The following is a 22874-nucleotide window of genomic DNA, read 5'->3' on the forward strand; positions in this document are numbered from 1 at the left end:
CTCCGGATGGTTACGGTCGCCCGGCGCCTGCAGTCCACTCGTGCACGCAAAGGTACGCAAGTGCTGGTGGCTGCTCTCAGATGGGTTGTTGCTTTGGGTGCGGTCGGGCGACGCTGTTGCGAGAAAAGCTCCCGATTATATCCTTCATGGCGCGCTCACCAACAAATGCGCGTCTTGCATAACCTTGTTACGTAAGCAAGTGTTCCAGGCATTTCAGAGGACAACAGGCGCCCTAGACTTCGCCCCGTTTCCCCACCGCCCCCACTCCAAAGGCTGATCCCGATGCGCATTTTTTTCCGACCCCTTGCCCTTTCCCTGGCGGGCCTGTGTGCCGCCATGGCCGCTCAGGCCCTGGAGCTGGCGAAATACCCCCAGGTCTTCGTGGCGCCCCAGGGCGTTGAAGTCGTGCTGGCCCCCACCGCAGACGGCAAGCAGGCCCTGGTGCGAGTGAGCGGCATCAACGACCCCATCGATCAGGTCGTCTTCCTGAGCCAGTTGGAGCAACGGGGCTCGGCGCGCGAGGTATACGCCACCACGCTCGATGGCCGCAGCTACGGTCTGCTGCAAAAGCAGAACCAGGCCTATCGCAATGGCGACCACTATGTGGTGTACCTGCCAGGCAAGCGCGATGGCGTGCCACTGGCCTTCAGCGAAGAAAAGAGCAAGGCCTTCAAGCTGGCAGACCTGCTGGCCAGCTACAAAGGCCAACAAAAGCAGGGCCTGCAGGACAAGCTGGCCCGCTTTGACCGCAACAAGCGCCTGGCCAGCGTGCAGGCCGAACTGGCCAAGGCCGACCAGGACGCCACCGCTGCATGCGGTACGCCAGTGAAGACCAACGTTGACTGGGCCACCATTGACGACGAGAAACTCCAGTCGCTGAGCATCGGCAGCTTCTGCGGCGTGGTGGCATCAGAGCTGGAAGCCATGTGCCGCAACACTCCCGCCTTCAAAAGCACGGCATCCGGCCTGGGCTTGGTGCAATGCAAATTCGCGCCGCAGCTGAAAATCCGGGTGGAGAACCAGCAGGTGCTGTTCAGCACGGAGAAGGACGCCCCCAACCAGGAAGAATTCGTGCGCCAGTTCCTGCGCAATCTCTAAAAAAGAGTGAGGCGCTCCGCCCCCCTGAGATCTGCTGGAAACGATCAAGAAGCGGTGGCTTCAGCGCCCGGCGCCGCTCGCATGCAGGCAGATCGCTGCAGCGGCCGCCACATTGAGCGACTCTTCGCCGCCCGGTTGTGCAATGCGGATGCGCAGAGCGGCACGCTCTTCCAGTGCAGGGGAAACGCCCTGCCCTTCGTGGCCCAACACCCATGCACACGGCCAGGGCAAGGCGGCACGGTGCAACCAGTCTCCGGCGTGCGAGCTGGTCACAAGCATGGGCACCTGCAGCGATTGAAGCTCGCCGTGCTCCACGCCCTCGATCAGGTCCAGCGCGAAATGCGCACCCATGCCCGCCCGCAGCACCTTGGGGGACCACAATGCGGCGCTGCCCTTGATGGCAACCACCTGCCGGAACCCGAACGCGGATGCACTGCGCAGGATGGAGCCCACATTCCCAGCGTCCTGCACACGGTCCAGCACCACGGTCGCCGCACCCGGATGCACCGCAGCGGGCGCGGGCAAATCCATGATGAACCCCATCCGAGCGGGCGAGTCCAGCCCACTGATGTCGGCAAACAGTGCGTCAGCAATTACTATGATTTTCATAGCATCTTGCGCCCACTCTACCTGCGCCAGCGGCCAAAAAGACTCTGAAAACACCGCAATGGATGCGCGCTGGCCACGCTCCAGGGCCGCGCGGCAAAGGTGATCGCCCTCCAGCCAAACCCGGCCTTGCTTGCGGTAGGCCGTGGTGTCCTGCGCAAGACGGCGCAGGTCTTTCACGAACGTGTTGTCCCGCGAATGGATGGTGGTGATCGAGGAGGATGTCATGGTTGGGCAGGTTCAGCCGCGCAGATTCTGCGCCACGGGCGCAAAGGAACGCCGGTGGTGGACGCACGCGCCGTGCTCGCGCAGGGCCGCCATGTGCACCGCCGTGCCATAGCCTTTGTGGCCCGCAAATCCGTACTGGGGAAATTCTTCATGCACCTGCACACACCAGCGGTCACGGTGCACCTTGGCCAGGATGGACGCGGCCGAGATGGCCGGCACCAGCGCATCGCCCTTGACGATGGCCTCAGCCTGGATGTCGAGCGTGGGGAGCCGATTGCCATCGACGAGGACCATGACGGGCTTCAGGCGCAGCCCCATCACGGCCCGCCGCATGGCCAGCATCGTGGCCTGCAGGATGTTGAGCTGATCGATCTCTTCCACGCTGGCCTCGGCAATGCTGCAGCACAGCGCCTTGGCGCGGATTTCGTCGTAGAGCTTTTCGCGCCGGGCGGGCGTGAGCTTCTTGGAGTCTGCCAGGCCTGCGATGGGATGCAGATCGTCCAGGATGACTGCAGCAGCCACCACAGGCCCCGCCAGCGGGCCACGGCCCGCTTCATCCACGCCGGCCACAAGGCCTGGCGGATGCCAGGGCAGGCAGGCCTGTTCAGGCAGCGGGATGGAGGATTTTCTGGATCGCATCGGCAGCCAGTTGGGGAGTGTTGCGGCGCAGGCTCTCGTGCAGCGCCGTAAAGCGCTGCTCCAGAGCCGTGATTTTTTCGGGATGGTGCTGGCGGGCATCCAGCCATTGGAGTGTTGCCGCACAAAGCGCCTGGGGTGTCGCGGCATCCTGGATCAGCTCGGGCACGACGAAGTCGCCACACAGGATGTTGGGCAAGCCCACCCAGGGCTGTAACTGCTTGCGGCGCATAAGCCACCAGCTCAATGGGTGCATGTGGTAGCCAATGACCATGGGGCGCTTGAACAGGGCCGCCTCCAGCGTGGCGGTGCCACTGGCGATCAGCGTGGTGTCGCAGGCGGCGAGCACTGCGTGGGATTGCCCGGAAACGATCTGCACCACACCGCCCAGCCCAGCGGCCTGCGCTGCCTGCACGATGCGTTCGCGCAGCGCTGGCACGGCAGGCACTATTAATTTAATAGCTGGTCGCGCTTTTCTGACAAGCGCTGCAGCCTCAAAGAAGGGTTGAGTGATGTAGGCGATCTCCGAAGAACGGCTGCCCGGCAGAATGGCCAGCACCTCGTCCGTATCCTGCAGCCCGAGCTGCGCACGGGCCGCAGCGCGGTCCGGCACCATGGGAATCACACCCGCCAGCGGGTGCCCCACATAGGTGGCGGCGATGCCATGCCGCGCGAGCAGTTCTGGCTCGAACGGAAAGATGCACAACACATGATCAGCGCTGCGGCGAATCTTCTCGACGCGTTCCGCGCGCCAGGCCCAGACGGAGGGGCACACGAAATGCACGGTCTTGATGCCCGCAGCGCGCAGGTCAGCTTCCAGCCCCAGGTTGAAATCAGGGGCATCCACACCGATGAAGACATCCGGGCGGTCCTTGAGCAACCGCTCACGCAGTTGCTTGCGGATGCCCAGCAACTCGCGCAGACGGCGCAGCACTTCCATGCTGTAGCCATGCACGGCCAACTTCTCGCTGGGCCACCAGGCATCAAAACCCCGGCGTTGCATTTGCGGGCCACCAATGCCGCAGGTCTGCAGGTCTGGCCAATGGGCCTGCATGCCGTCGATCAACAGACCGGCCAGCAGGTCGCCCGATGTCTCGCCCGCCACCATGGCGACGCGGGGGGAAGCAGCCATCACCCAGCCCTCAGCGCGCTATGCCGCGCGTGGCGTCGGCCAGGAACCGCTCCATCATCGCGGCATCCTCGCTGGCCTGCGGTGCGGACTGCACCAGCGCAGCAATGGCGGCACGTGCAGCCTCCAGCGTGAGGCCCTGGCGGTAGATCAGCTTGTGCATCTGCTTGACCGCAGCAATGCGCTCGGGCGAGAAGCCGCGGCGGCGCAGCCCCACCACGTTATAGCCCCGCACGGCCAGCGGGTTGCCATCCACCAGCATGAAGGGGGGCACGTCCTGCGACACTGCGCTGGCAAAGCCCACCATGGCATGCGCCCCGACCTTGACGAACTGGTGGATGCCGGTAAGCCCGCCCACCGTCACCCAATCTCCCAGGTGGACATGGCCTGCCAGGGTGGTGTTGTTGGCCAGCGTGGTGTGGTTGCCCACATGGCAATCATGGGCGATGTGGGTGTACGCCATGATCCAGTTGTCGTCCCCCACCGTGGTGATGCCACCGGCCTGGGGCACACCGAGGTTCAGGGTACAGAACTCGCGGATGGTGTTGCGGTCGCCGATGACCAGTTCGGTAGGCTCGCCCGCATATTTCTTGTCCTGCGGGATGGCGCCGATGGAGTTGAACTGAAAGATGCGGTTGTCGGCGCCAATCGTCGTGCGCCCGTCAATGACGCAATGTGCGCCGACCGCCGTGCCCGCACCGATCGACACATGCTCACCAATAACCGCATACGGTCCCACCGTGACCGAAGGGTCCAGGCGTGCGCCGTCCGCAACAATGGCAGTGGGATGAATATTGCTCACGATCCAACAAGCCCGGGTCGGTCAACCCACGCTGCGCATGGTGCACATGAGCTCGGCCTCGCAGGCCACCTCTTCGCCCACGCTGGCCACGCCCTTGAACTTCCAGATGCCGCCGCGAACGCGATCGATGGTGATGCTCAGGATCAACTGGTCGCCGGGCTCCACCGGGCGCTTGAAACGCGCGCCATCAATGCCCACAAAGTAGTAGATATTGTTCTCATCGGGCACCTTGCCCATGGCATCAAACGCCAGCAAGCCCGCAGCCTGGGCCAGCGCCTCCAGGATCAACACACCCGGCATCACGGGACGTCCGGGGAAATGCCCCATGAAATAGGGCTCATTGAACGTCACGTTCTTGATGGCCTTGATGCGGGTGTTGCTCTCAAGCTCGATCACTTTGTCCACCAGCAGGAACGGGTAGCGGTGGGGCAGTTGCTTGAGAATTGCGTGAATATCCATCATCGAGTTGTTCTTCCGTTCATGCTGCCTTGAGAGCCTGCTCAAGCGCCTTGATGCGCTCCCGCAAGCTGTGCAGTTGTTTGAGTGTTGCAGCGTTTTTTTCCCAGCGCGCATTGTCGTCGATGGGAAACATGCCCGTGTATTGCCCAGGCCGCGTGAGCGAGCGTGTGACCACGGTAGCTGCCGAGATATGCACGTTGTCGGCCAGCTCCAGATGGCCCAGCACAATCGCCCCGCCGCCCACAGTGCAGTGCGCGCCAATGGTCGCGCTGCCAGCCACCCCCACACACCCAGCCATGGCCGAGTGCTTGCCGATGCGCACGTTGTGGCCGATCTGGATCAGGTTGTCGAGCTTGACGCCATCTTCGATGACGGTGTCCTGAAGCGCGCCCCGGTCGATGCAGGTGTTGGCGCCAATCTCGACGTCGTCTCCGATGCGCACGGCACCGAGCTGCTCGATCTTGACCCACTGTCCTTGCTCGGGCGCAAAGCCAAAACCATCCGCGCCGATCACCACACCGGCGTGCACGATGCAACGCGCGCCGATGGTGCAGCCTTCGCCCACGGTTACACGCGACTTGAGAATGGTCCCCGCGCCCACCTGCGCTCCACGCTCCACTACACAAAGCGGCCCAATGGTCGCAGTGGGGTGCACCTGTGCCGTGGGATCCACCACGGCACTGGCGTGTACCCCCGCGCGCTGCGCTGGCGTATTGCGTTGCCGCCACAACTGGGTGGCACGCGCGAAATACACGTAGGGGTTGTCCGCCACGATGCAGGCACCGCGCGCCAGAGCGGCATCGCGCATGGCAGGTGCCACAATGACACAGGCCGCCCGGGAGGCGGCCAGTTGCTGTTGGTAGCGGGGGTTGCTCAGGAAACTGAGATCTCCCGGCCCGGCAACCTCCAGGGGCGCGATGCGGGAGATGACGACATCCCGTGTCGCACCTCCTTCCAGCGAGCCACCGAGCGCATCAACTATGTGCCCAAGAAGCAAGCTCACGCGCCACCTGTCCAGGGCTGTGGCTTACTTGCCAGCAGAGGCATTCAGCGCCTTGATCACCTTGTCGGTGATGTCATGCTTGGGGTTGATGTAGACGGCCTCCTGGAGGATCACGTCGTACTTCTCGGCTTCAGCCACTTGCTTGACGACCTTGTTCGCACGTTCGAGTACCTGGGACAGTTCCTCGTTCTTGCGGGCGCTCAGGTCTTCCTGGAACTCGCGGCGCTTGCGCTGGAATTCACGGTCCTGGTCCACCAGCTGGCGCTGGCGGGTCGTGCGCTGGCTTTCAGCCATCGTGGGGGCTTCGCGTTCGAATTTCTCTGTGGCGGTCTTCAGGGTACTGCCCATGTCCACCAGTTCTTTCTCGCGACGGGAGAATTCCTGCTCCAGCTTGGCCTGTGCAGCCTTGGCAGTGCTGGCCTCACGGAAGATGCGGTCTGTATTGACAAAACCGGCTTTGAACGACTCTTGAGCTTGCGCAGGGGCTGCCACGGCCATGGAGCCAAGCAGCAGAGCCAAAGAGATATGGCGAGAAATGGATTTCATTAGAAAGACGTTCCAATCTGGAATTGCAGTTTCTGGATTCTATCGCCGGCGAACTTGCGCACCGGTTGCGCAAAAGCCAGACGCAAAGGACCGAGCGGGGAAATCCAGCTCAAGCCCAGGCCCACGGAAGAACGCATGTCACTGAAGGTAACTTTTTCGTTTTCTCCGTACACATTACCCACGTCAAAGAAGGTGAATACACGCAGCGTCCGGTCGTTCCCTGCACCCGGGAACGGCGCGATCAGTTCCGCGTTCAGCGTCACCTTCTTTGGCCCCCCCAAAGAGGCCCCCGTCACGTCGCGCGGACCCAGGGTACCCTGGTCAAAGCCACGCACCGAGCCCAACCCGCCCGAATAGAAATTCTTGAACACCGGGAACGGCCGACCATTCATGCCCTTGCCGATACCCACCTCGCCATTGAAGGCGATGGTGAAACGTTTGTTCAGCGGTACGTACTGCTGGTACTGGTAGTTGGCCCGCACATAGCGAGCATCCCCAGCCACCGACCATTCTGAATTGAGGCGCTGATAGCGGCCGGAATTCGGCGCCAGAGCGCTGTCGCGGTCGTCCCGCGACCAACCGATCGTCAAAGGAATGGAGGTGCTGCTGTAGCCAAACTGGTCGGCATAGGCCAGGTAGGTGGCGGGAATGTTCGTCCCCGCCTTGATCTTGGTCTGCTCCAGCCCACCGCCAAAGAACACGGTATCGGTTTCACTGAACGGAACACCGAATCGCACCGACGTGCCGGTGGTCACCAACTCGTAGTTACCGCCCTGGTCTTCGTATGGCTTGTCCGTGCGGTAGTACACGTCCAGCGTGCGAGAAATGCCGTCGGGCGTGAAGTACGGATTGGTGGTGCTGAACACGAGCGTGCGACGGTACTTGCTGGTGTTGACATCAATGCCCAGGTAGTTGCCAGAGCCAAAAATGTTCTCTTGCTTGATACCAAACGACAGCGACACCTTTTCGGCGCTGGAAAAACCCACCCCCATCTGCAGCGACCCGGTGGGTTTTTCTGCCACGTTGATCACCAGGTCCACCTGGTCTGGAGAGCCCGGGACCTCCTGGGTCTCCACATTGACCTCGGTGAAGAAGCCCAGGCGGTCCACGCGATCACGCGACAGGCGGATTTTTTCACCGTCGTACCAGGAGGCTTCGTACTGGCGGAACTCGCGGCGGATCACTTCGTCGCGTGTGCGGTTGTTGCCGCTCACATTGATGCGGCGCACATAGGCACGGCGCGAGGGCTCCGCCTGCAGAACAAAAGCAACGCGGTTGTTTTCGCGGTCAATCTCTGGCACGGCTTCTACCCGCGCGAACGCAAAGCCAAACCGGGAGAAATACTCGGAAAACGCCTTGGTCGTTTCAGTGACCTGGTCCGCGTTATAGGGTTCACCAGGGCGAATGGTGACCAGGGACTTGAACTCATCTTCACGGTCCAGGTAGTTGCCTTCCAGCTTCACGCCAGACACCACATAGCGCTCACCTTCGGTCACATTGACAGTGATGGAAATGTCCTGCTTGTCGGGCGAAATAGCGACCTGGGTGGAATCGACACGGAATTCCAGATAGCCGCGCTGCAGGTAGTAGGAGCGCAGGGTTTCCAGATCGGCGTTGAGCTTGGCACGTGAATAGCGGTCCGACTTGGTGTACCAGCTGAGCCAGCCACCGGTGTCCTGATCAAACAGGCCTTTGAGCGTGGATTCGCTGAAGGCCTTGTTGCCAACAATGCGTACTTCCTTGATGCGGGCGGGATCGCCTTCGACCACAGTGAAAGTCAGGTTGACACGATTGCGCTCGATCGGGGTCACGGTCGTGACGACCTCGGCGCCATAGAGGCTCTTGTTGATGTACTGGCGCTTGAGCTCCTGCTCGGCCCGGTCGGTCAGCGCCTTGTCATAGGGACGACCTTCGGTCAGCCCGACATCGCGCATGGCCTTCTTCAGCGCGTCCTTGTCAAACTCGCGGGTGCCGGCGAAATCCACGTCGGCCACAGTGGGGCGCTCCTCCACCACAACCACCAGCACATTGCCAGTCGCCTCCAGGCGCACGTCCTTGAACAGGCCCAGACCGAAAAGTGCGCGAATGGCAGCTGCGCCCTTCTCGTCGTTGTAGTCGTCACCAACCCGCAGTGGCATGGAGGCAAACACGGTGCCGGGCTCGACGCGCTGCAGCCCCTCGACGCGGATGTCCTGCACCTTGAAAGGCTCCAGAGCCCATGCCGCATTGGCGGCAAAAATCATGGCTGCAACGGCCGATGCGGTACGCACGCCCAGGCGATTGATGTGTTTTTTCATGAATGAAGCTGGCGCCGCAGTTGCAGGGCAAGCGCGGCAAAAGTGTTAGCCAAAGAGCCGAGTGATATCGTTGAACAGGGCAATGGACATCATGAGAAGCAAGACCGCAACGCCTCCACGCTGCAGGCGCTCCATCCACGCGTCTGACACCCCCCTGCCCGTGACACCCTCCCAAAGATAATACATCAGGTGCCCTCCGTCCAAGACGGGCAGCGGCAGGAGGTTGAGCACGCCCAGGCTCACGCTGATCAGGGCGAGGAAAACGAGGTACTGCGTCAGGCCCAGGCTGGCAGAACGCCCAGCATAGTCGGCGATGGTCAAGGGCCCGCTGATGTTCTTGAGAGATGCCTCACCAATCACCATGCGGCCCATCATGCGCAGCGTCAATACCGACACATCCCAGGTCTTGACCACACCGGCCCAAGCGCCTTCCAACACGCCATATTCAACGGTCACGAAATCAGGTGGAGCGCCAACGTAGGCCCCAATGCGGCCTATGGTCGCGCCCAGTTCCGGCTTGGCCTCCGGCAAAACATCCAAGGTCAGCACCTGCCCTGCGCGATCCACGCGCCAAGGCTGGGCCAGTGGCTCGCTGCCACGCACGGACTGCCGGATCAACTCGCGCAGCTGCTGACCATCCACCACATCGATGGCGCCAATCTTGAGCACCACATCCCCTTGGCGCAATCCGGCGCGCGCAGCGGCTCCGTCAGGCATGACCTCGCCAAGCACCGGACGTGTCCATGGCCCCAGAATGCCTATTTTGCGAAACAGCTGGGCGTCTGCTTCGCGGCTGTCGATCTTCGACATGTCCAGCAAAATTTCCCGGTGTGCAGCCCCCGACTGTGGCTGCACATCCAGGCGCACGTTCACCCCCTCCAGGGCACCGCGAGTAAGCAGCCAACGCAAATCTTCAAACGACCGCACGGGTTCCAGGTCGTCAGAACCCAACGCTGCCTGCGCGACCAGTTCACCGCCACGCAGGCCTGCGCTCTGCGCCACGGAACCAGCCACCGGGCTGGCCAGGACCGCCTTGGGCTCCTCCACCCCGTTCCAGTTGACGATGGAATACAGCAGCACGGCCAGCAGCAGATTCGCAACAGGGCCTGCGGCCACGATGGCAGCGCGAGACCGCAGAGGTTGGGTGTTGAAGGCCAGATGCCGCTCTTCGGGGGGCACAGGCGCTTCCCGCTCGTCCAGCATGCGCACGTATCCACCCAGCGGAAACGCCCCCAGGACAAACTCCGTGGGCGAGCCCTTGGGTTGCCAGCGCAGCAGCGGGTTGCCAAAGCCCACCGAGAAGCGCAGCACCTTCACTCCGCACGCCACGGCCACCCGGTAGTGGCCGTATTCGTGTACGGCAATCAGAAGGCCGAGGGCCACGATGAAGGCAACGATGGTGAGGAGCATGTGCGGGTCCGTGTTGCGGTGGAAACTCAGGCCGCCAGGCGGTCTGCAGCTTGCTCAGCGGCATTGCGTGCTTGGCTGTCCAGGTCCAGCAACGCTTCGAGCGAATTGGGCTTGGAGGGGGAAACCGCCTCCAAAGTTGCAAGATTCACGGCATGAATATGGTCAAAACGAAGCCGCCCCGACAAGAACGCTCCCACAGCCACCTCATTGGCAGCATTCAATACGGCCGTCGTCCCCTCGGCGGCTTTCAGCGCTTGCCAGGACAGGTGCAAACCAGGGAAACGGTGGGCATCAGCATCTTCAAACGCCAGCGCGGACAGGGTCGAAAAGTCCAGTTTGCTCGCACCACTCGCAATGCGCTCCGGCCAGGCCAAGCCGCAGGCAATGGGCACGCGCATGTCGGGCGTTCCCAATTGAGCCAGGATCGATGCATCCTTGAACTGAACCATGGAATGGATGATCTGCTGCGGATGGATCACCACCTTGATCTGGTCCGGGTGCAGATCGAACAGCCAGCGGGCCTCGATCACTTCGAGCGCCTTGTTCATCATCGTGGCCGAATCCACCGAAATCTTGCGCCCCATCGAGAAATTGGGATGCGCGCAGGCCTGGGCAGGTGTGATCTCAGCCAGCGTGGACGGGTCTCGTTGCCGAAACGGCCCCCCGGAAGCCGTGAGCAAAATGCTGTCCACCCGTTGCGCCCAAGTGGCAGGGTCTTCGGGCAGACATTGAAAGATGGCGGAGTGTTCGCTATCGATGGGCAACAGCGTCGCCCGTCCCTCGCGCACCGTCTGCATGAACAACCCGCCGCCAACCACCAGTGCTTCCTTGTTGGCCAGCAGCAACCTCTTGCCCGCGCGCGCAGCCGCCAGACACGGTGCGAGACCCGCAGCGCCCACAATGGCCGCCATCACCGCATCCACCTCTTCGTGTGACGCTATCAATTCAAGAGCATCTTGCGCTTGAAGGACCTGCGTTGGAAGGCTATTGGCCACCAATTTTTCAGCCAGAAGCGCCGCATGGGGCGCGCTCGCCATCACCGCGAAGCGAGGACGGAACTGTGCACACTGCGCCAGCAGAAGATCGACCTGGGTGGCAGCGCTGAGCGCAAAAACTTCGAAGCGATCGGGATGACGGGCCACCACATCCAGCGTGCTGGTGCCAATGGAGCCGGTGGAACCGAGGACGGTGATTTGTTGTTTCTTCATGGAGTCGTCAGGCTCGTGAGCATCATGGCCAGGGGGAGCGTGGGCAGCAGAGCATCCACGCGGTCGAGCACACCACCGTGTCCGGGCAACAGGCCACTGCTGTCCTTGACACCGGCGCTGCGCTTGATGAGGGACTCCACGAGATCTCCCGACACACTCATGGCCACCATGAACAGCGCGGCAAGCACCAGCATCCACCAGCCTTGTAGCGCCATTCGGCTGTAAAAACTGGGCACAGCCGCCTGCCAGTGCGCATCGGCCGCTACCCAGACGAAGGCCATGACCACCACGCCCGCCAAACCGCCCCACACGCCCTCCCAACTTTTGCCAGGACTGATCGAAGGGGCCAGCTTGCCTTTTGTGAAGCGCAGGCCAAAAGCACGGCCGGCAAAATAAGCAAAGATGTCTGCGACCCACACCAGGAGCAGCACCGACAGCAGGAAATTGATACCCACATTGCGCGCCTGCACAACGGCGAGCCAAGCGAGCCACAGCGCCAATACCCCTGCCACCAGGCGCACTCCACCCGGAATCCGGGGCCAACCAGGCACCCCTGCCTTGAGCAGCCAGGCAGCCGCCAAGACCCACAGGCCCCCGCCCACCACCCACAGGGCGGTCAACGGACGATCGACCCAGCCCAGGGCCCACGAACCCGCACACAGTGCGACACAAGCAGCGCCCACGGTCAGAGAGCCGGCCTGGCCAAAACCGCTCAGACGCCCCCACTCCCAGGCACCCGCAGCCATGAGCACCAACACGACCAAGGTGAAGGGCACCGTAGATGGGTAAAAAAGCGCCGGCAGCAAAATGGCCAGCAGGACAAGGGCTGTGATAACGCGCTGCTTGAGCATGGGGCCTTTCAGAACCTGTTCAGGTTCTTAGCCCGGCATCGGCTGGGGATGCGCGGACAGGATTTGTTCGGAGGTTTTGCCAAAACGGCGCTCGCGGCCACCGAAGGCAGAAATCGCCTCGTCCAGCGCCGACTCATCGAAATCCGGCCACAACCGGTCGCTGAAGAAAAACTCGGAGTATGCGGCCTGCCACAGCAAAAAGTTGCTGATCCGCATTTCCCCGCCGGTGCGAATCACCAGGTCCGGATCGGGCACATGGGCCATGCCCATCGCACCCTGCAGGCTGGCCTCGGTGATAGGCTCACCGCGTGCCGCCAGCGACGCTGCGGCCTGGGCAATGTCCCAGCGGCCACCGTAGTTGAAACACACGTTGAGCACGAGGCGGGAGTTTTCAGCCGTAGCGGCTTCTGCCTGCGCCAGGCCATCGCGGACCTTCTGCGAAAGACCCGCACGCTCACCCACGAAATACAGGCGCACGCCATCCTTCTTGAGTTGCGGCACTTCGCGCGCCAGCGCCATCGCCAACAGTTCCATGAGGCCAGAGACCTCGTCGGCGGGGCGGTTCCAGTTTTCGGAGGAGAACGCAAACACCGTGAGTACAGCCACACCGCGCTGCACGCAGGCGCGTGCACAGCGGCGCAGTGAATCCACGCCTTGCTTGTGGCCCGCCAGGCGCGGCAAAAAACGGCGCGTGGCCCAGCGGCCGTTGCCATCCATGACGATGGCAATGTGGTGTGGCACCAACGGAGAGTCAGCCATGTGAATGTTCAAGCCCTGGGGCCTAGAGCGTGTGAAGCACTTTTACGTGCCCGCGAAAGCCGGGGAAAGGCCCGGCAACTAGGCGCAGGACGCGCCGCGGTATGAATACCGCCAGCGGCTTGCAACGACGTAGCCGGGCCTTTCCCCGACTTTCCCAAAGGGTTGGCCCCACACGCAGGCACTCGCGGCGCTGCAGCGCTTGCCAAGGCCGGGGCCTTGCCTGCGCACTGCGCCTTGCGATCACCTGCGTGTGGGGCCAACGCGGGTACGTAAAAGCGCATAACACGCTCTAGACCGCCATGATTTCCTGCTCTTTGGCGGCCACCAGCGCATCGATCTCGGCGATATGCTTATCGGTGAACTTCTGCACGTCGGTTTCGGAGCGCTTCTGGTCGTCCTCGGAGGCCAGCTTGTCCTTGACGAGCTTCTTGACGGACTCGTTGGCATCGCGGCGCAGGTTGCGCACGGCAATCTTGGCGCTCTCGCCCTCGTTGCGGGCGAGCTTGGTCATTTCCTTGCGACGCTCTTCGCTCATGGGGGGCATGGGCACGCGGATCAGGTCGCCCATGGAGGCGGGGTTCAGGCCCAGGTCGCTTTCGCGGATGGCCTTCTCGATCTTGGCGCCCATGCCCTTTTCCCAGGGCTGCACGCTGATGGTGCGCGAATCGATCAGCGCCACGTTGGCCACCTGGCTCAGGGGCACCAAGGAGCCGTAATACTCGACCTGAACGGTATCGAGCAACGCCGGGTTGGCACGACCGGTGCGGATCTTCTGCAGGTTGTTCTTGAAAGCCGAGATGGACTGGTCCATCTTGGTTTCTGCATTTTTCTTGATGTCGGCAATCGTCATGTTTTCTCCTGGGCGCCCGCCTGCATCGTGGGCAGGCCTCGGCCATTGTCGTCAAGCGTAAACCAGCGTACCTTCGTCTTCACCCATCACCACACGCTTCAGGGCGCCGTGCTTGATAATGGAGAACACCCGCACGGGCAGCTTCTGGTCGCGGCACAGGGCAAACGCGGTCGCATCCATGATGCCCAGATTGCGGGACATGGCCTCGTCAAAGCTGAGCTTCGTATAACGCGTGGCCGTGGGGTCCTTCTGGGGGTCGGCAGTATAAACGCCGTCCACCTTGGTGGCCTTGAGCACCAGTTCAGCACCGATTTCGGCACCGCGCAACGCTGCGGCGGTGTCGGTGGTGAAGAAAGGATTGCCCGTGCCGGCCGCAAACACGACGACCTTGCCCTCTTCAAGATACTGCAGCGCCTTGGGGCGCACATAGGGCTCAACCACCTGCTCGATGGCGATGGCGGACATCACGCGGGCCACCAGGCCCTGCTTGTCCATGGCATCGGCCAGGGCCAGCGCATTCATCACGGTGGCCAGCATGCCCATGTAGTCAGCGGTGGCGCGGTCCATACCGACCGAACCGCCCGCGACGCCACGGAAAATATTGCCCCCACCGATCACCACCGCCACCTGCACACCCAGGCGGGTCACTTCGGCGATCTCCTCGACCATGCGCACGATGGTGGCGCGGTTGATACCGAAGGCGTCATCCCCCATCAGCGCCTCACCAGACAGCTTGAGCAAAATGCGCTTGTGGGCTGGTGCAGCGTTGGACATGGGAAATTTCTCCGGTAAGTGGTACGAGGCTTTGGTGGGGTGGTTACAGGGAACGATCAGGCAGCAGCCTTGGCAGCAGCCACCTGGGCAGCCACTTCGGCAGCAAAGTCGTCCACCTTCTTCTCAATGCCTTCGCCCACCACGTACAGGGTGAAGCCCTTCACGTTGGTGTTGGCAGCCTTGAGCATCTGGGCCACGGTTTGCTTGCCGTCGGCAGCCTTCACGAAGACCTGGTCGGCCAGCGAGACTTCCTTGAGGTACTTCTGCACCGCGCCGTCGATGCGCTTGGCCGTGATTTCAGCGCTTTGTGCAGGCTTGCCAGCAGCCACGAGTTCCTTGTTGGCTTCGTCGGCCTTGCCTTCGGCGACCGAGCGCTCCTTGGCGATCAGGTCGGCAGGCACGTCGGCGCTGGTCAGAGCCACGGGCTTCATGGCGGCCACGTGCATGGCAACGTCCTTGGCGGCGGTGGCGTCACCGTCGAACTCGACGACCACACCGATGCGTGAGCCGTGCAGGTAGGCTGCCAGGTTGGAGCCGCTGAAGCGCTTGAAGCGGCGGAACGACATGTTCTCGCCGATCTTGCCGATCAGGCCCTTGCGCACGTCTTCCAGCGTGGGGCCGAAGCTGTCTTGGCTGTAGGGCAGCGCGCCCAGGGCTTCGACGGTGGCAGGGTTGTGTTCAGCCACCAGCTTGGCAGCGGCGTTGGCCATGGCGATGAAGCTGTCGTTCTTGGAGACGAAGTCGGTTTCGCTGTTGACTTCCACCAGGGCACCGGTGTTGCCGTCGATGTAGCTGGCGACCACGCCTTCAGCCGTGATACGCGATGCAGCCTTGCCAGCCTTGGTGCCCAGCTTGACGCGCAGCAGCTCTTCAGCCTTGGCCATGTCGCCGTCGGCTTCCGTCAGCGCCTTCTTGCATTCCATCATCGGAGCGTCGGTCTTGCCACGCAGTTCAGCAACCATGCTTGCGGTAATTGCAGCCATCTTTGTTCCTTCAGTGTTCAGTTCAGTCAGTTCAGATTCGGGCTAAAAAAAAAGGGGGCTCACCAGGGGCCCCGCTTTTGTTCGCGACGGATCGCGCAGCCGGGCTATCAGGCAGCGGCTTCTTGCACTTCCACGAATTCGTCGGTGCTCTCTGCAGTAGCAGCCTTCACGACTTCATTCACGGCGTTGGCACGGCCTTCGATGATCGCGTCAGCGATGCCACGGGCGTACAGCGTCACAGCCTTGGCCGAGTCGTCGTTGCCAGGGATCACGTAGTCGATGCCTTCAGGCGAGTGGTTGGTATCGACCACACCGATCAGCGGGATGCCCAGCTTCTTGGCTTCGGCAACGGCGATCTTGTGGAAGCCCACGTCGATGATGAAGATGGCATCGGGCAGAGCAGCCATATCCTGAATGCCGCCGATATCCTTTTCGAGCTTCTCGATTTCGCGGGAGAACGTCAGTTGCTCCTTCTTGCTCAGGCTGTCGAGGCCAGCTTCTTGCTGGGCCTTCATGTCCTTGAGGCGCTTGATCGAGGTCTTCACGGTCTTGAAGTTCGTCAGCATGCCGCCCAGCCAGCGCTGGTCCACGAAAGGCACGCCAGCGCGTTGCGCTTCGGTAGCCAGGATTTCACGGGCTTGGCGCTTCGTGCCGACCATCAGGATCGTGCCGCGGTTGGCAGCCAGTTGCTTGGCGAACTTTTGGGCTTCCTGGAACAGTGGCAGCGACTTTTCCAGGTTGATGATGTGAATCTTGTTGCGATGGCCGAAGATGTAGGGGGCCATCTTGGGGTTCCAGAAGCGGGTTTGGTGACCGAAGTGGACACCGGCTTCCAGCATTTCGCGCATGGTAACGGACATAAAAATACTCCAAAGGTTAGGTCTAAAATCAACCCCAATATTTGCAGTGCCGTGATCTTCACGAACACCGCAACACCTTGACAGGGCTGCTTTGCGATTGGTCTTGCCGCAGCGGCCACGCTGGTTGTGCAAACCTTGCACCACTGCGCTACTGCTCCCAGCAAAACCCAAAGATTCTAGCACACCCATGCTCTCTGACCTGATCGCCACCCGTGAGCAACTGCGGGACGGCGCCACTACCGCGCCCGCCGAGCTGGAACGCTGCATCGACGCTGCCCAGGCCACCTCCAACACCCACAGCTTTGTGCGAACCCTGTTCGACGAGGCTCGCACCACAGCGGTGCAGCCGGGCGTGGCCCAGTTGCCTCTGGCCGGGCTGTCGGTGTCGGTGAAGGACCTGTTTGACGTGGCCGGCCAACCCACCCCGGCGGGCTCCACCGCGCTGGCGGGGGCTCCCGCAGCAGCTCAAGACTGCCCGGCCGTGGCCCGGCTGCGCGCAGCGGGTGCCAGCCTGATTGGCCGCACCAACATGGTGGAATTCGCTTTCTCGGGCGTAGGCGTCAACCCCCACTACGGCACGCCTGCTGCCTGGGACGCCCGTTTTGGCGCCGTGCCCGGCGCCCCCCGGGTGCCCGGCGGGTCTTCGTCCGGCGCCGGGGTGTCGGTCGCCACTGGCGCCGCGTTCATTGGACTGGGATCGGACACCGGCGGCTCCATCCGCATTCCTGCGGCGCTCAACGGCATCGTGGGCTTCAAGAACACCGCCCGGCTGGTGCCTACCGCTGGCGCCGTGCCGCTGTCCACCACCCTGGACACTGCCTGCGCCATGACGCGCACAGTGCGCGACGCCATCGTGGCGCACGAGGTGCTGGCCGCCCGGCGCGTGACGCGCAGCCTGGCGCCGCTGTCGCAGTACCGGCTGGCGGTGCCGTCCACCCTCTTCCTCGACGGGCTGGATGCCACCGTGGCGCGCGCCTTTGAGCGCAGCGTGGAAGCCTTGCGCCAGGCCGGCGCCCAGATCGACACCATCGACCTGCCCGCCGTGCTGGAGCAGCCCGCCTACGGTTTTGCCGCCCCCGAAGCCTACGCCTGGCACCGCGAGTTGCTGCAGCGCACAGGCGACCGCTACGACCCCCGGGTGCGCATGCGCATTGAAAAAGGCGCCACGCTGATGGCCTGGGAATACATCGACCTGGTGCAGGCGCGCCAGCAATGGATTGCACGCATGCTCTCCGACATGGAGCGCTATGACGCCCTGCTGTCCCCCACCGTTCCCATCGTGGCACCGCTCATTGCCGATGTCGCGCCGGCCGATGGACTGGACAAAGTCCAGGACGCCGCCCGCGACGCCGAGTTCTTCCGCGTCAACAACCTGCTGCTGCGCAACACCAGCGTGGTCAATCTGCTGGATGGCTGTGCGCTGTCGCTGCCTTGCCACGTGCCAGGGGAACTCCCGGTCGGGCTGATGGTCTGGCACGGAGCGCTCAGGGACGACACGGTGCTCAACGTGAGCCTGCAGATCGAACAAATACTACAAAAATAATAGCTACTTGCGCTTTACCAACAAGCGCTAGAGGCCAAAAACACCCATATTCATGAAGATTGCTATCGTGGGCGCCGGCATCATCGGCGTCACCACCGCATACGAGCTGGCCAGCGACGGCCACGAAGTCACGGTGTTCGAACAACGCAGCGCAGCCGCCGAGGAAGCCAGCTTTGCCACTGCAGGACTGCTCGCACCCTACCTGCTGAGCCCCTGGGCAGTGCCGGGCTTTGGCCAGCCGCTGCGACTGATGGGGGCACAGGCCACCTTGCGGATGGCAGGCGGCCTGACCCTCGCCAACTGGGCCTGGTTGCGCCGCTGGCGCAGCATGGCCCGCAGCCACAGTGCCCCGGCTACAGCCGTCGAGCGCCTGGCGCAGTACAGCCAGACGCGCCTGCAATCCATCGCCAGCCAGCACGAGCTGGATTTCGAAGCCAGCGATGGCCGCCTGGTGCTGCTGCGCACTGAGGAAGACCGCACGCGCCTGCAGCCCGCACTGCAGGTGCTGCGCGACAGCGGCGTGACCTTGCGCGAGATCGACGCCGATGTGGCCCGCCAGATCGAGCCCGGCCTGTCGCCCGAGGCGCCGCTGGCAGGCGCCATCCACTTGCCCGACGCGCGCGCGGGCAACTGCCGCCTGTTTGCCCAGCTGCTGCGCCAGGGTATTCAGGGCGGTGGCGTGCAGTTTGTGTTCAACACCCGCGTGGACCGACTGGGCAGCAGCCCCACCGGCGTGGTGCTGCAAGGCGAAGCGGAGCTGCGCCGCTTTGATGCCGTGGTGCTGTGCGCGGGCATGGCATCAGCCACGCTGCTGCCTGCGCTGGGCCTGGACCTGCCCATGGCGGCTGTGTATGGCTACTCCGTCAGTGCCCCGCTGCGCGAATCCACCCACGCCCCGCGCGCCAGCGTGGTGGATGCGGGTCAGCAGATATCCATCACCCGCCTGGGCCAGCGTGTGCGCATTGCCGGTGGCGCTGAACTGGCCGGGGCCGATGCCGAGCACCACACCCCCACACTGCAGCGCCTGTACCGCTCGTTGAACGACTGGTTCCCCGGTGGCGTGCAGCTGTCATCCAACCTGCAGATCTGGCGCGGCGCCCGCACCATGCTGCCCGACGGAGCACCGGTGGTGGGCGCCAGCGGCGTGCCGGGCTTGTGGATCAACACCGGCCACGGCGCAAGTGGCTGGGCTCTGGCCTGCGGCAGCGCCCGGGCGCTGGCCGACTTGATCGCGCAGCGCGAGCCCGAGGTGTCGCTGGACGGGCTGGGCATGCGTCGGTTCTAGGAGCCTGCGCTTTGCCCCCACGGGGTGTCGGCGCACAATGGCAGGCGCGCTGCCACTGGCAGCAGCCCTTGCCCCCTGCAGCCCATGCACCGCATCACCGCCCACCAGCCTTATCCCCTGTTCAACACAGCCGCCACCCGCCGCCTGGAAAATGCGGCGGCGGTCGCCCTGCCCCCGCACACCCTCATGCAACGCGCCGGCCTGGCCGTGGCGCAATTGGCCCAGGCGCTGGCCCCCCACGCACGCACCGTGTGGATTGCCTGCGGGCCCGGGAACAACGGAGGTGACGGACTGGAGGCTGCCATGCACCTGCAGCGCAGTGGCCGCAGAGTGGTCGTGACCTGGCTGGGCCAGCCCGATACGGCCCCGGCCGATGCCAGGGCCTCGTGGCAGCGGGCGCGGGATGCGGGCGTGGTCTGGGCAGACACCGCGCCCGGCGATCTGGGGGCCAACGACCTGTGCATTGATGCGCTGCTGGGCATTGGCGTCTCTTCTTCACCCCACAGCCCCGCACGCACGCCCGACACAAGGCTCCAGGCCTGTCTGCAAGCCCTGCACCGCAGCCCGGCCCCTGTGCTGGCCGTGGACCTGCCCAGCGGGCTGGACGCAGACACCGGCCAGTTTGCTGCAGGCCTTGCGCCCGACACCCAAACCCACCAGCACTACCACCTGCACCACCAAGCGCCCCCGCCACGCCACACACTGAGTCTGCTCACTCTCAAGCCCGGCCTGTTCACCGCCGCCGGGCGGGACGCAGCGGGCCAGGTCTGGCTGGATGATCTGGGCGTAGAACCCGGGCACGAGCCGCCCAACGCCTGGCTTTCCGGCCCCGCCCTGCCCGCCCCCCGCGCCCATGCCAGCCACAAGGGCAGCTATGGCGACGTGGCCGTGGTGGGCGGCGAAGGACTGGCGGCGCGGGGTATGGGCATGGCGGGCGCCGCACTGCTGGCCGCTTCGGCCGCTCTGCACAGCGGCGCGGGCCGGGTGCTGGTGGCTTTGCTCGACAACGGCCAGCAGCAACTCGACCCACAGCAGCCGGAGTTGATGTTCCGCCGCTTTGACGCGCTGGCACTGGAACAGCTCACCGTGGTCTGCGGCTGTGGCGGCGGGCAGGCCATCGCTCGCGTTCTGCCCGAGGTCATCACCCGCGCAGCCCGACTGGTGCTGGATGCCGACGCGCTCAACACCATCGCCACCCAGGCCGCACTGCACGCGCTGGTGGTGGCACGCGGACAACACGGGCAACCCACGGTGCTCACACCGCACCCGCTGGAGGCTGCGCGCCTGCTGGGCCTGACCACGGCCGAGGTCCAGGCCCACCGGCTGGATGCCGCGCAGCAACTGGCCAACCAGTTCAACTGTGCGGCCGTGCTCAAGGGCTCGGGCACCGTGATCGCCGCACCCGACCGCGTCCCTGCCATCAACCCCACGGGCAATGCGCGCCTGGCCACGGCGGGCACGGGCGATGTGCTGGCGGGCATGGTGGGCGCCCACCTGGCCGCCGGCGCCAGCGCCTTGCGCGCTGCGAGTGAAGCGGTGTACCAGCATGGCCAGGCGGCTGATGATTGGCCAGCGCGCCAGGCGCTGACGGCCAGTATGCTGGCGCGGCGCGTGGGCGGACGCTGAACCTCAGGCCAGCAAGGTCACCGTCTTGAGCGGCTTGAGCACGCTCGACGGTGTCATGCCAAAGGTCTGCCGGAACATGCGGCTGAAGTGGGCCGAATCAGAAAACTCGCCATGTAGCGCCGCGTCGGTCAGGCGCGGGCTGAGCGCCAGCCCCGCCATCGCCAGCCGCACCTGGGACCAGACGCGGTAGCTGCGCAAGCTCACGCCCATCTCGGCGCGAAACAGGTGGTTGAAACGCGATGCCGAAAGCTGGACGCCCGAGGCCAGGTCACCCCGTGCCACCCGCCCCGCCTGCGGATGGCGCAGCACATGCAGGCTGCGCGCCACGCGTGGGTCCAGCGGCGCCACCTCGTTATCGAGCGGGCACCGCAGCAAGGCGGGCAGGTCGAAGTGATTTAGATAGCCCTCCATGGCACTGCGCGCCCCCACGGAAACTGCGACATCCAGCACCACGCCACCCTCTTGCTGGAACAGACCGCGCAACCCCCGTGCTTCGCGCGAATCGGGCTCCAGGTACACCAGGGCAACCGTCTCGCCGCAAGGGTCGAACAGGTGCTCCACGCCCGCGTCCACCAGCGCGCTGTGGCAGGTCTCCACACGCCCTGCCCCCCAGTGCACCGCGAACCGACCCGAGAGCCCCATCAGAAGCACCGGCGACGCATGGCAGTGCCAGCCCGTGGCCGGGATCTCTCCGACGTAGAGCGCCCGGTCAGTGCCCAGGGTCAGTGTGTTGCGTGCTGGCATAGCCCAAACCTACAAGTTTTTTTACCGCGTTCTCCGTAGCCTTGCCTCTCCCGCCAGGGGCCGAGCAGGTGTTGACACTTGAAGCAGCAGTCCCTGGCATGCACTCAGCCATACCCCTGGAGAACGCTTCTTGAAACGCATCGTTATTTCTGTCGCAACGGCTCTGGTACTGGGCACGGTCGGCCTCTACTACGGGGCACCTTCGCTGTTCAAAGAGCCGCTGCTCAGCGCCAATCGCCATCTGTCCGGCCTGGAAGAAAAAACCGCCGATGCGGCCATGCACACCATCCACTACCTGGACAACGGCACGCCCCCAAACCCCGCGCCGGGCCACGGCAGTGGCACACCCATCGTTCTGCTGCACGGCATTTTTGCGGAGAAAGACCATTGGGTGGATTTTGCGCGACCGCTCACCGGCCAGTACCGGGTGATTGCCCCTGATATCCCGGGTTTTGGCGAGAGCACGCGGCGGGACGACCAGCCCTACGACTACGCCGCCCACGTCGCGCGGCTGGCCGCGTTTCTGGACGCGCTCGGCCTTGCGAAAGTGCATCTGGCGGGCAACTCAATGGGCGGCACCATCGCCGCTCTCTTTGCTTTGCAGCATCCCGAGCGCGTGGCCAGCGTGGCGTTCATCGGCGCACCCCACGGCATTCGCTCGCCCCAGCCCAGCACCATGGACCGCCTCATCGACACCGGACAACGCCCGCTGGTAACCCACGATGCCGCGGCCTTCGGTGCCATGATGGATCTGGTGTTTGAAAAGCGCCCCTTTTTGCCCTACCCCATCCTGCATGCGTCTGAACAAGAAGCGCTGCGCAACGCCACCTCCAACACGCGCCTGTGGGACGCGCAGCTCAAAGACCGCTACCTGCTGGAGCAACGACTGAGCACGTTGCAGCACCACCCCATCCTCGCCCTGTGGGGCGAGAGCGACCGCGTGTTCGACCACTCTGGACTGCAGACTTTGCAGAAGCTGTTGCCCCACGCCCATGCCGAAGCACTGCCCGGCATTGGCCACCTGCCCATGATGGAGGCGCCCAAAGAGACGGCGCAGCGATACGCCCGCTTCTTGGGCGTTGTGGCCACGACCCCGCGCGAGACCACGCCGAAAATCCAATAAAAATAGCTGCTAGCGCTTATCCATAAAGCGTTAGCAGCTATTAATTAGTGAGCA

At 63.8% G+C, this 22874-nt stretch carries 22 protein-coding genes; 5 read left to right on the forward strand and 17 right to left on the reverse strand.

What is annotated here, in order from left to right; all coding sequences use genetic code 11:
• Positions 1-282 precede the first annotated feature (282 nt).
• Complete coding sequence (locus tag ACSQ22_RS19100; RefSeq protein WP_436131238.1) at positions 283-1098, forward strand: hypothetical protein; 816 nt, start codon at positions 283-285, stop codon at positions 1096-1098.
• Between the two features lie 60 nt (positions 1099-1158).
• Here the strand turns inward: ACSQ22_RS19100 and ACSQ22_RS19105 are convergent, their stop codons facing one another.
• From ACSQ22_RS19105 to rpsB, 16 genes are all read right to left on the reverse strand, one after another.
• The gene (locus ACSQ22_RS19105; protein ID WP_436131239.1) at positions 1159-1932 is read right to left on the reverse strand and encodes a TrmH family RNA methyltransferase; all 774 of its coding nucleotides are present in this window, start codon (positions 1930-1932) and stop codon (positions 1159-1161) included.
• A gap of 12 nt (positions 1933-1944) precedes the next feature.
• Positions 1945-2571, reverse strand: a complete 627-nt coding sequence (gene rnhB, locus ACSQ22_RS19110) for a ribonuclease HII (RefSeq protein ID WP_055398236.1) — start codon at positions 2569-2571, stop codon at positions 1945-1947.
• Entirely contained in the window at positions 2537-3700 is a 1164-nt protein-coding gene (gene lpxB / locus ACSQ22_RS19115; protein WP_436131240.1) for a lipid-A-disaccharide synthase, read from the reverse strand. The genes rnhB and lpxB overlap by 35 nt, the downstream gene beginning before the upstream one ends.
• A 10-nt stretch (positions 3701-3710) precedes the next feature.
• Positions 3711-4499 (reverse strand): acyl-ACP--UDP-N-acetylglucosamine O-acyltransferase, encoded by a 789-nt coding sequence (lpxA, locus tag ACSQ22_RS19120; RefSeq protein ID WP_436131241.1) that lies wholly within the window; start codon positions 4497-4499, stop codon positions 3711-3713.
• 21 nt (positions 4500-4520) lie between these two features.
• Positions 4521-4961, reverse strand: coding sequence for a 3-hydroxyacyl-ACP dehydratase FabZ (fabZ, locus tag ACSQ22_RS19125; protein ID WP_010457855.1), 441 nt, complete (start codon positions 4959-4961; stop codon positions 4521-4523).
• 16 nt (positions 4962-4977) lie between these two features.
• The gene (lpxD, locus tag ACSQ22_RS19130; RefSeq protein ID WP_436131242.1) at positions 4978-5961 is read right to left on the reverse strand and encodes a UDP-3-O-(3-hydroxymyristoyl)glucosamine N-acyltransferase; all 984 of its coding nucleotides are present in this window, start codon (positions 5959-5961) and stop codon (positions 4978-4980) included.
• A 24-nt stretch (positions 5962-5985) separates the two neighbouring features.
• Entirely contained in the window at positions 5986-6507 is a 522-nt protein-coding gene (locus ACSQ22_RS19135; RefSeq protein ID WP_055398240.1) for an OmpH family outer membrane protein, read from the reverse strand.
• Entirely contained in the window at positions 6507-8804 is a 2298-nt protein-coding gene (gene bamA / locus ACSQ22_RS19140; RefSeq protein ID WP_121420548.1) for an outer membrane protein assembly factor BamA, read from the reverse strand. Before bamA ends, ACSQ22_RS19135 begins: the two co-directional genes overlap by 1 nt.
• A 45-nt stretch (positions 8805-8849) precedes the next feature.
• The gene (gene rseP / locus ACSQ22_RS19145) at positions 8850-10214 is read right to left on the reverse strand and encodes an RIP metalloprotease RseP (RefSeq protein ID WP_176886405.1); all 1365 of its coding nucleotides are present in this window, start codon (positions 10212-10214) and stop codon (positions 8850-8852) included.
• Between the two features lie 26 nt (positions 10215-10240).
• Positions 10241-11422, reverse strand: coding sequence for a 1-deoxy-D-xylulose-5-phosphate reductoisomerase (ispC, locus tag ACSQ22_RS19150; RefSeq protein ID WP_436131243.1), 1182 nt, complete (start codon positions 11420-11422; stop codon positions 10241-10243).
• Entirely contained in the window at positions 11419-12273 is an 855-nt protein-coding gene (locus tag ACSQ22_RS19155) for a phosphatidate cytidylyltransferase (protein ID WP_436131244.1), read from the reverse strand. The genes ispC and ACSQ22_RS19155 overlap by 4 nt, the downstream gene beginning before the upstream one ends.
• Positions 12274-12300: 27 nt before the next feature.
• Positions 12301-13032, reverse strand: a complete 732-nt coding sequence (uppS, locus tag ACSQ22_RS19160; RefSeq protein ID WP_436131245.1) for a polyprenyl diphosphate synthase — start codon at positions 13030-13032, stop codon at positions 12301-12303.
• A gap of 289 nt (positions 13033-13321) precedes the next feature.
• Entirely contained in the window at positions 13322-13882 is a 561-nt protein-coding gene (frr, locus tag ACSQ22_RS19165; RefSeq protein ID WP_436131246.1) for a ribosome recycling factor, read from the reverse strand.
• Between the two features lie 51 nt (positions 13883-13933).
• Positions 13934-14656 (reverse strand): UMP kinase, encoded by a 723-nt coding sequence (pyrH, locus tag ACSQ22_RS19170; RefSeq protein WP_010457839.1) that lies wholly within the window; start codon positions 14654-14656, stop codon positions 13934-13936.
• Between the two features lie 56 nt (positions 14657-14712).
• Entirely contained in the window at positions 14713-15639 is a 927-nt protein-coding gene (gene tsf / locus ACSQ22_RS19175) for a translation elongation factor Ts (protein ID WP_436131247.1), read from the reverse strand.
• 107 nt (positions 15640-15746) lie between these two features.
• Positions 15747-16499, reverse strand: coding sequence for a 30S ribosomal protein S2 (gene rpsB, locus ACSQ22_RS19180; protein WP_055398248.1), 753 nt, complete (start codon positions 16497-16499; stop codon positions 15747-15749).
• A 187-nt stretch (positions 16500-16686) separates the two neighbouring features.
• On the opposite strand from rpsB, the gene ACSQ22_RS19185 reads away from it, so the two are divergent.
• The 3 genes from ACSQ22_RS19185 (at position 16687) to ACSQ22_RS19195 (ending at position 20953) form a co-directional block, all read left to right on the forward strand.
• Complete coding sequence (locus tag ACSQ22_RS19185) at positions 16687-18042, forward strand: amidase (RefSeq protein ID WP_436131248.1); 1356 nt, start codon at positions 16687-16689, stop codon at positions 18040-18042.
• Between the two features lie 52 nt (positions 18043-18094).
• Positions 18095-19327 (forward strand): FAD-dependent oxidoreductase, encoded by a 1233-nt coding sequence (locus tag ACSQ22_RS19190; protein WP_436131249.1) that lies wholly within the window; start codon positions 18095-18097, stop codon positions 19325-19327.
• Between the two features lie 84 nt (positions 19328-19411).
• Positions 19412-20953, forward strand: coding sequence for an NAD(P)H-hydrate dehydratase (locus ACSQ22_RS19195; protein WP_436131250.1), 1542 nt, complete (start codon positions 19412-19414; stop codon positions 20951-20953).
• Positions 20954-20956: 3 nt separating this feature from the next.
• Here ACSQ22_RS19195 and ACSQ22_RS19200 read toward each other — a convergent pair whose 3' ends face one another.
• Positions 20957-21697 carry a helix-turn-helix transcriptional regulator gene (locus ACSQ22_RS19200; protein ID WP_436131251.1) on the reverse strand — a complete coding sequence of 247 codons (741 nt, stop codon included), beginning with the start codon at positions 21695-21697 and terminating at the stop codon, positions 20957-20959.
• 130 nt (positions 21698-21827) lie between these two features.
• Here ACSQ22_RS19200 and ACSQ22_RS19205 point away from each other — a divergent pair, with 130 nt between their 5' ends.
• Positions 21828-22820, forward strand: coding sequence for an alpha/beta fold hydrolase (locus tag ACSQ22_RS19205; protein WP_436131252.1), 993 nt, complete (start codon positions 21828-21830; stop codon positions 22818-22820).
• Positions 22821-22874 lie beyond the last annotated feature (54 nt).

It is taken from the genome of Acidovorax sp. LjRoot38 (assembly GCF_964252975.1).
In the GTDB taxonomy this organism is placed as follows: domain Bacteria; phylum Pseudomonadota; class Gammaproteobacteria; order Burkholderiales; family Burkholderiaceae_C; genus Acidovorax; species Acidovorax facilis.

Bases quoted from the DNA above. Each gene is read 5' to 3' on its own strand.
- ACSQ22_RS19100 (WP_436131238.1), top strand. From the start codon at position 283: ATGCGCATTTTTTTCCGACCCCTTGCCCTTTCCCTGGCGGGCCTGTGT.
- ACSQ22_RS19105 (WP_436131239.1), bottom strand. From the start codon at position 1,932: ATGACATCCTCCTCGATCACCACCATCCATTCGCGGGACAACACGTTC.
- rnhB (WP_055398236.1), bottom strand. From the start codon at position 2,571: ATGCGATCCAGAAAATCCTCCATCCCGCTGCCTGAACAGGCCTGCCTG.
- lpxB (WP_436131240.1), bottom strand. From the start codon at position 3,700: ATGGCTGCTTCCCCCCGCGTCGCCATGGTGGCGGGCGAGACATCGGGC.
- fabZ (WP_010457855.1), bottom strand. From the start codon at position 4,961: ATGATGGATATTCACGCAATTCTCAAGCAACTGCCCCACCGCTACCCG.
- ACSQ22_RS19135 (WP_055398240.1), bottom strand. From the start codon at position 6,507: ATGAAATCCATTTCTCGCCATATCTCTTTGGCTCTGCTGCTTGGCTCC.
- bamA (WP_121420548.1), bottom strand. From the start codon at position 8,804: ATGAAAAAACACATCAATCGCCTGGGCGTGCGTACCGCATCGGCCGTT.
- rseP (WP_176886405.1), bottom strand. From the start codon at position 10,214: ATGCTCCTCACCATCGTTGCCTTCATCGTGGCCCTCGGCCTTCTGATT.
- ispC (WP_436131243.1), bottom strand. From the start codon at position 11,422: ATGAAGAAACAACAAATCACCGTCCTCGGTTCCACCGGCTCCATTGGC.
- ACSQ22_RS19155 (WP_436131244.1), bottom strand. From the start codon at position 12,273: ATGCTCAAGCAGCGCGTTATCACAGCCCTTGTCCTGCTGGCCATTTTG.
- uppS (WP_436131245.1), bottom strand. From the start codon at position 13,032: ATGGCTGACTCTCCGTTGGTGCCACACCACATTGCCATCGTCATGGAT.
- frr (WP_436131246.1), bottom strand. From the start codon at position 13,882: ATGACGATTGCCGACATCAAGAAAAATGCAGAAACCAAGATGGACCAG.
- pyrH (WP_010457839.1), bottom strand. From the start codon at position 14,656: ATGTCCAACGCTGCACCAGCCCACAAGCGCATTTTGCTCAAGCTGTCT.
- tsf (WP_436131247.1), bottom strand. From the start codon at position 15,639: ATGGCTGCAATTACCGCAAGCATGGTTGCTGAACTGCGTGGCAAGACC.
- rpsB (WP_055398248.1), bottom strand. From the start codon at position 16,499: ATGTCCGTTACCATGCGCGAAATGCTGGAAGCCGGTGTCCACTTCGGT.
- ACSQ22_RS19185 (WP_436131248.1), top strand. From the start codon at position 16,687: ATGCTCTCTGACCTGATCGCCACCCGTGAGCAACTGCGGGACGGCGCC.
- ACSQ22_RS19190 (WP_436131249.1), top strand. From the start codon at position 18,095: ATGAAGATTGCTATCGTGGGCGCCGGCATCATCGGCGTCACCACCGCA.
- ACSQ22_RS19195 (WP_436131250.1), top strand. From the start codon at position 19,412: ATGCACCGCATCACCGCCCACCAGCCTTATCCCCTGTTCAACACAGCC.
- ACSQ22_RS19200 (WP_436131251.1), bottom strand. From the start codon at position 21,697: ATGCCAGCACGCAACACACTGACCCTGGGCACTGACCGGGCGCTCTAC.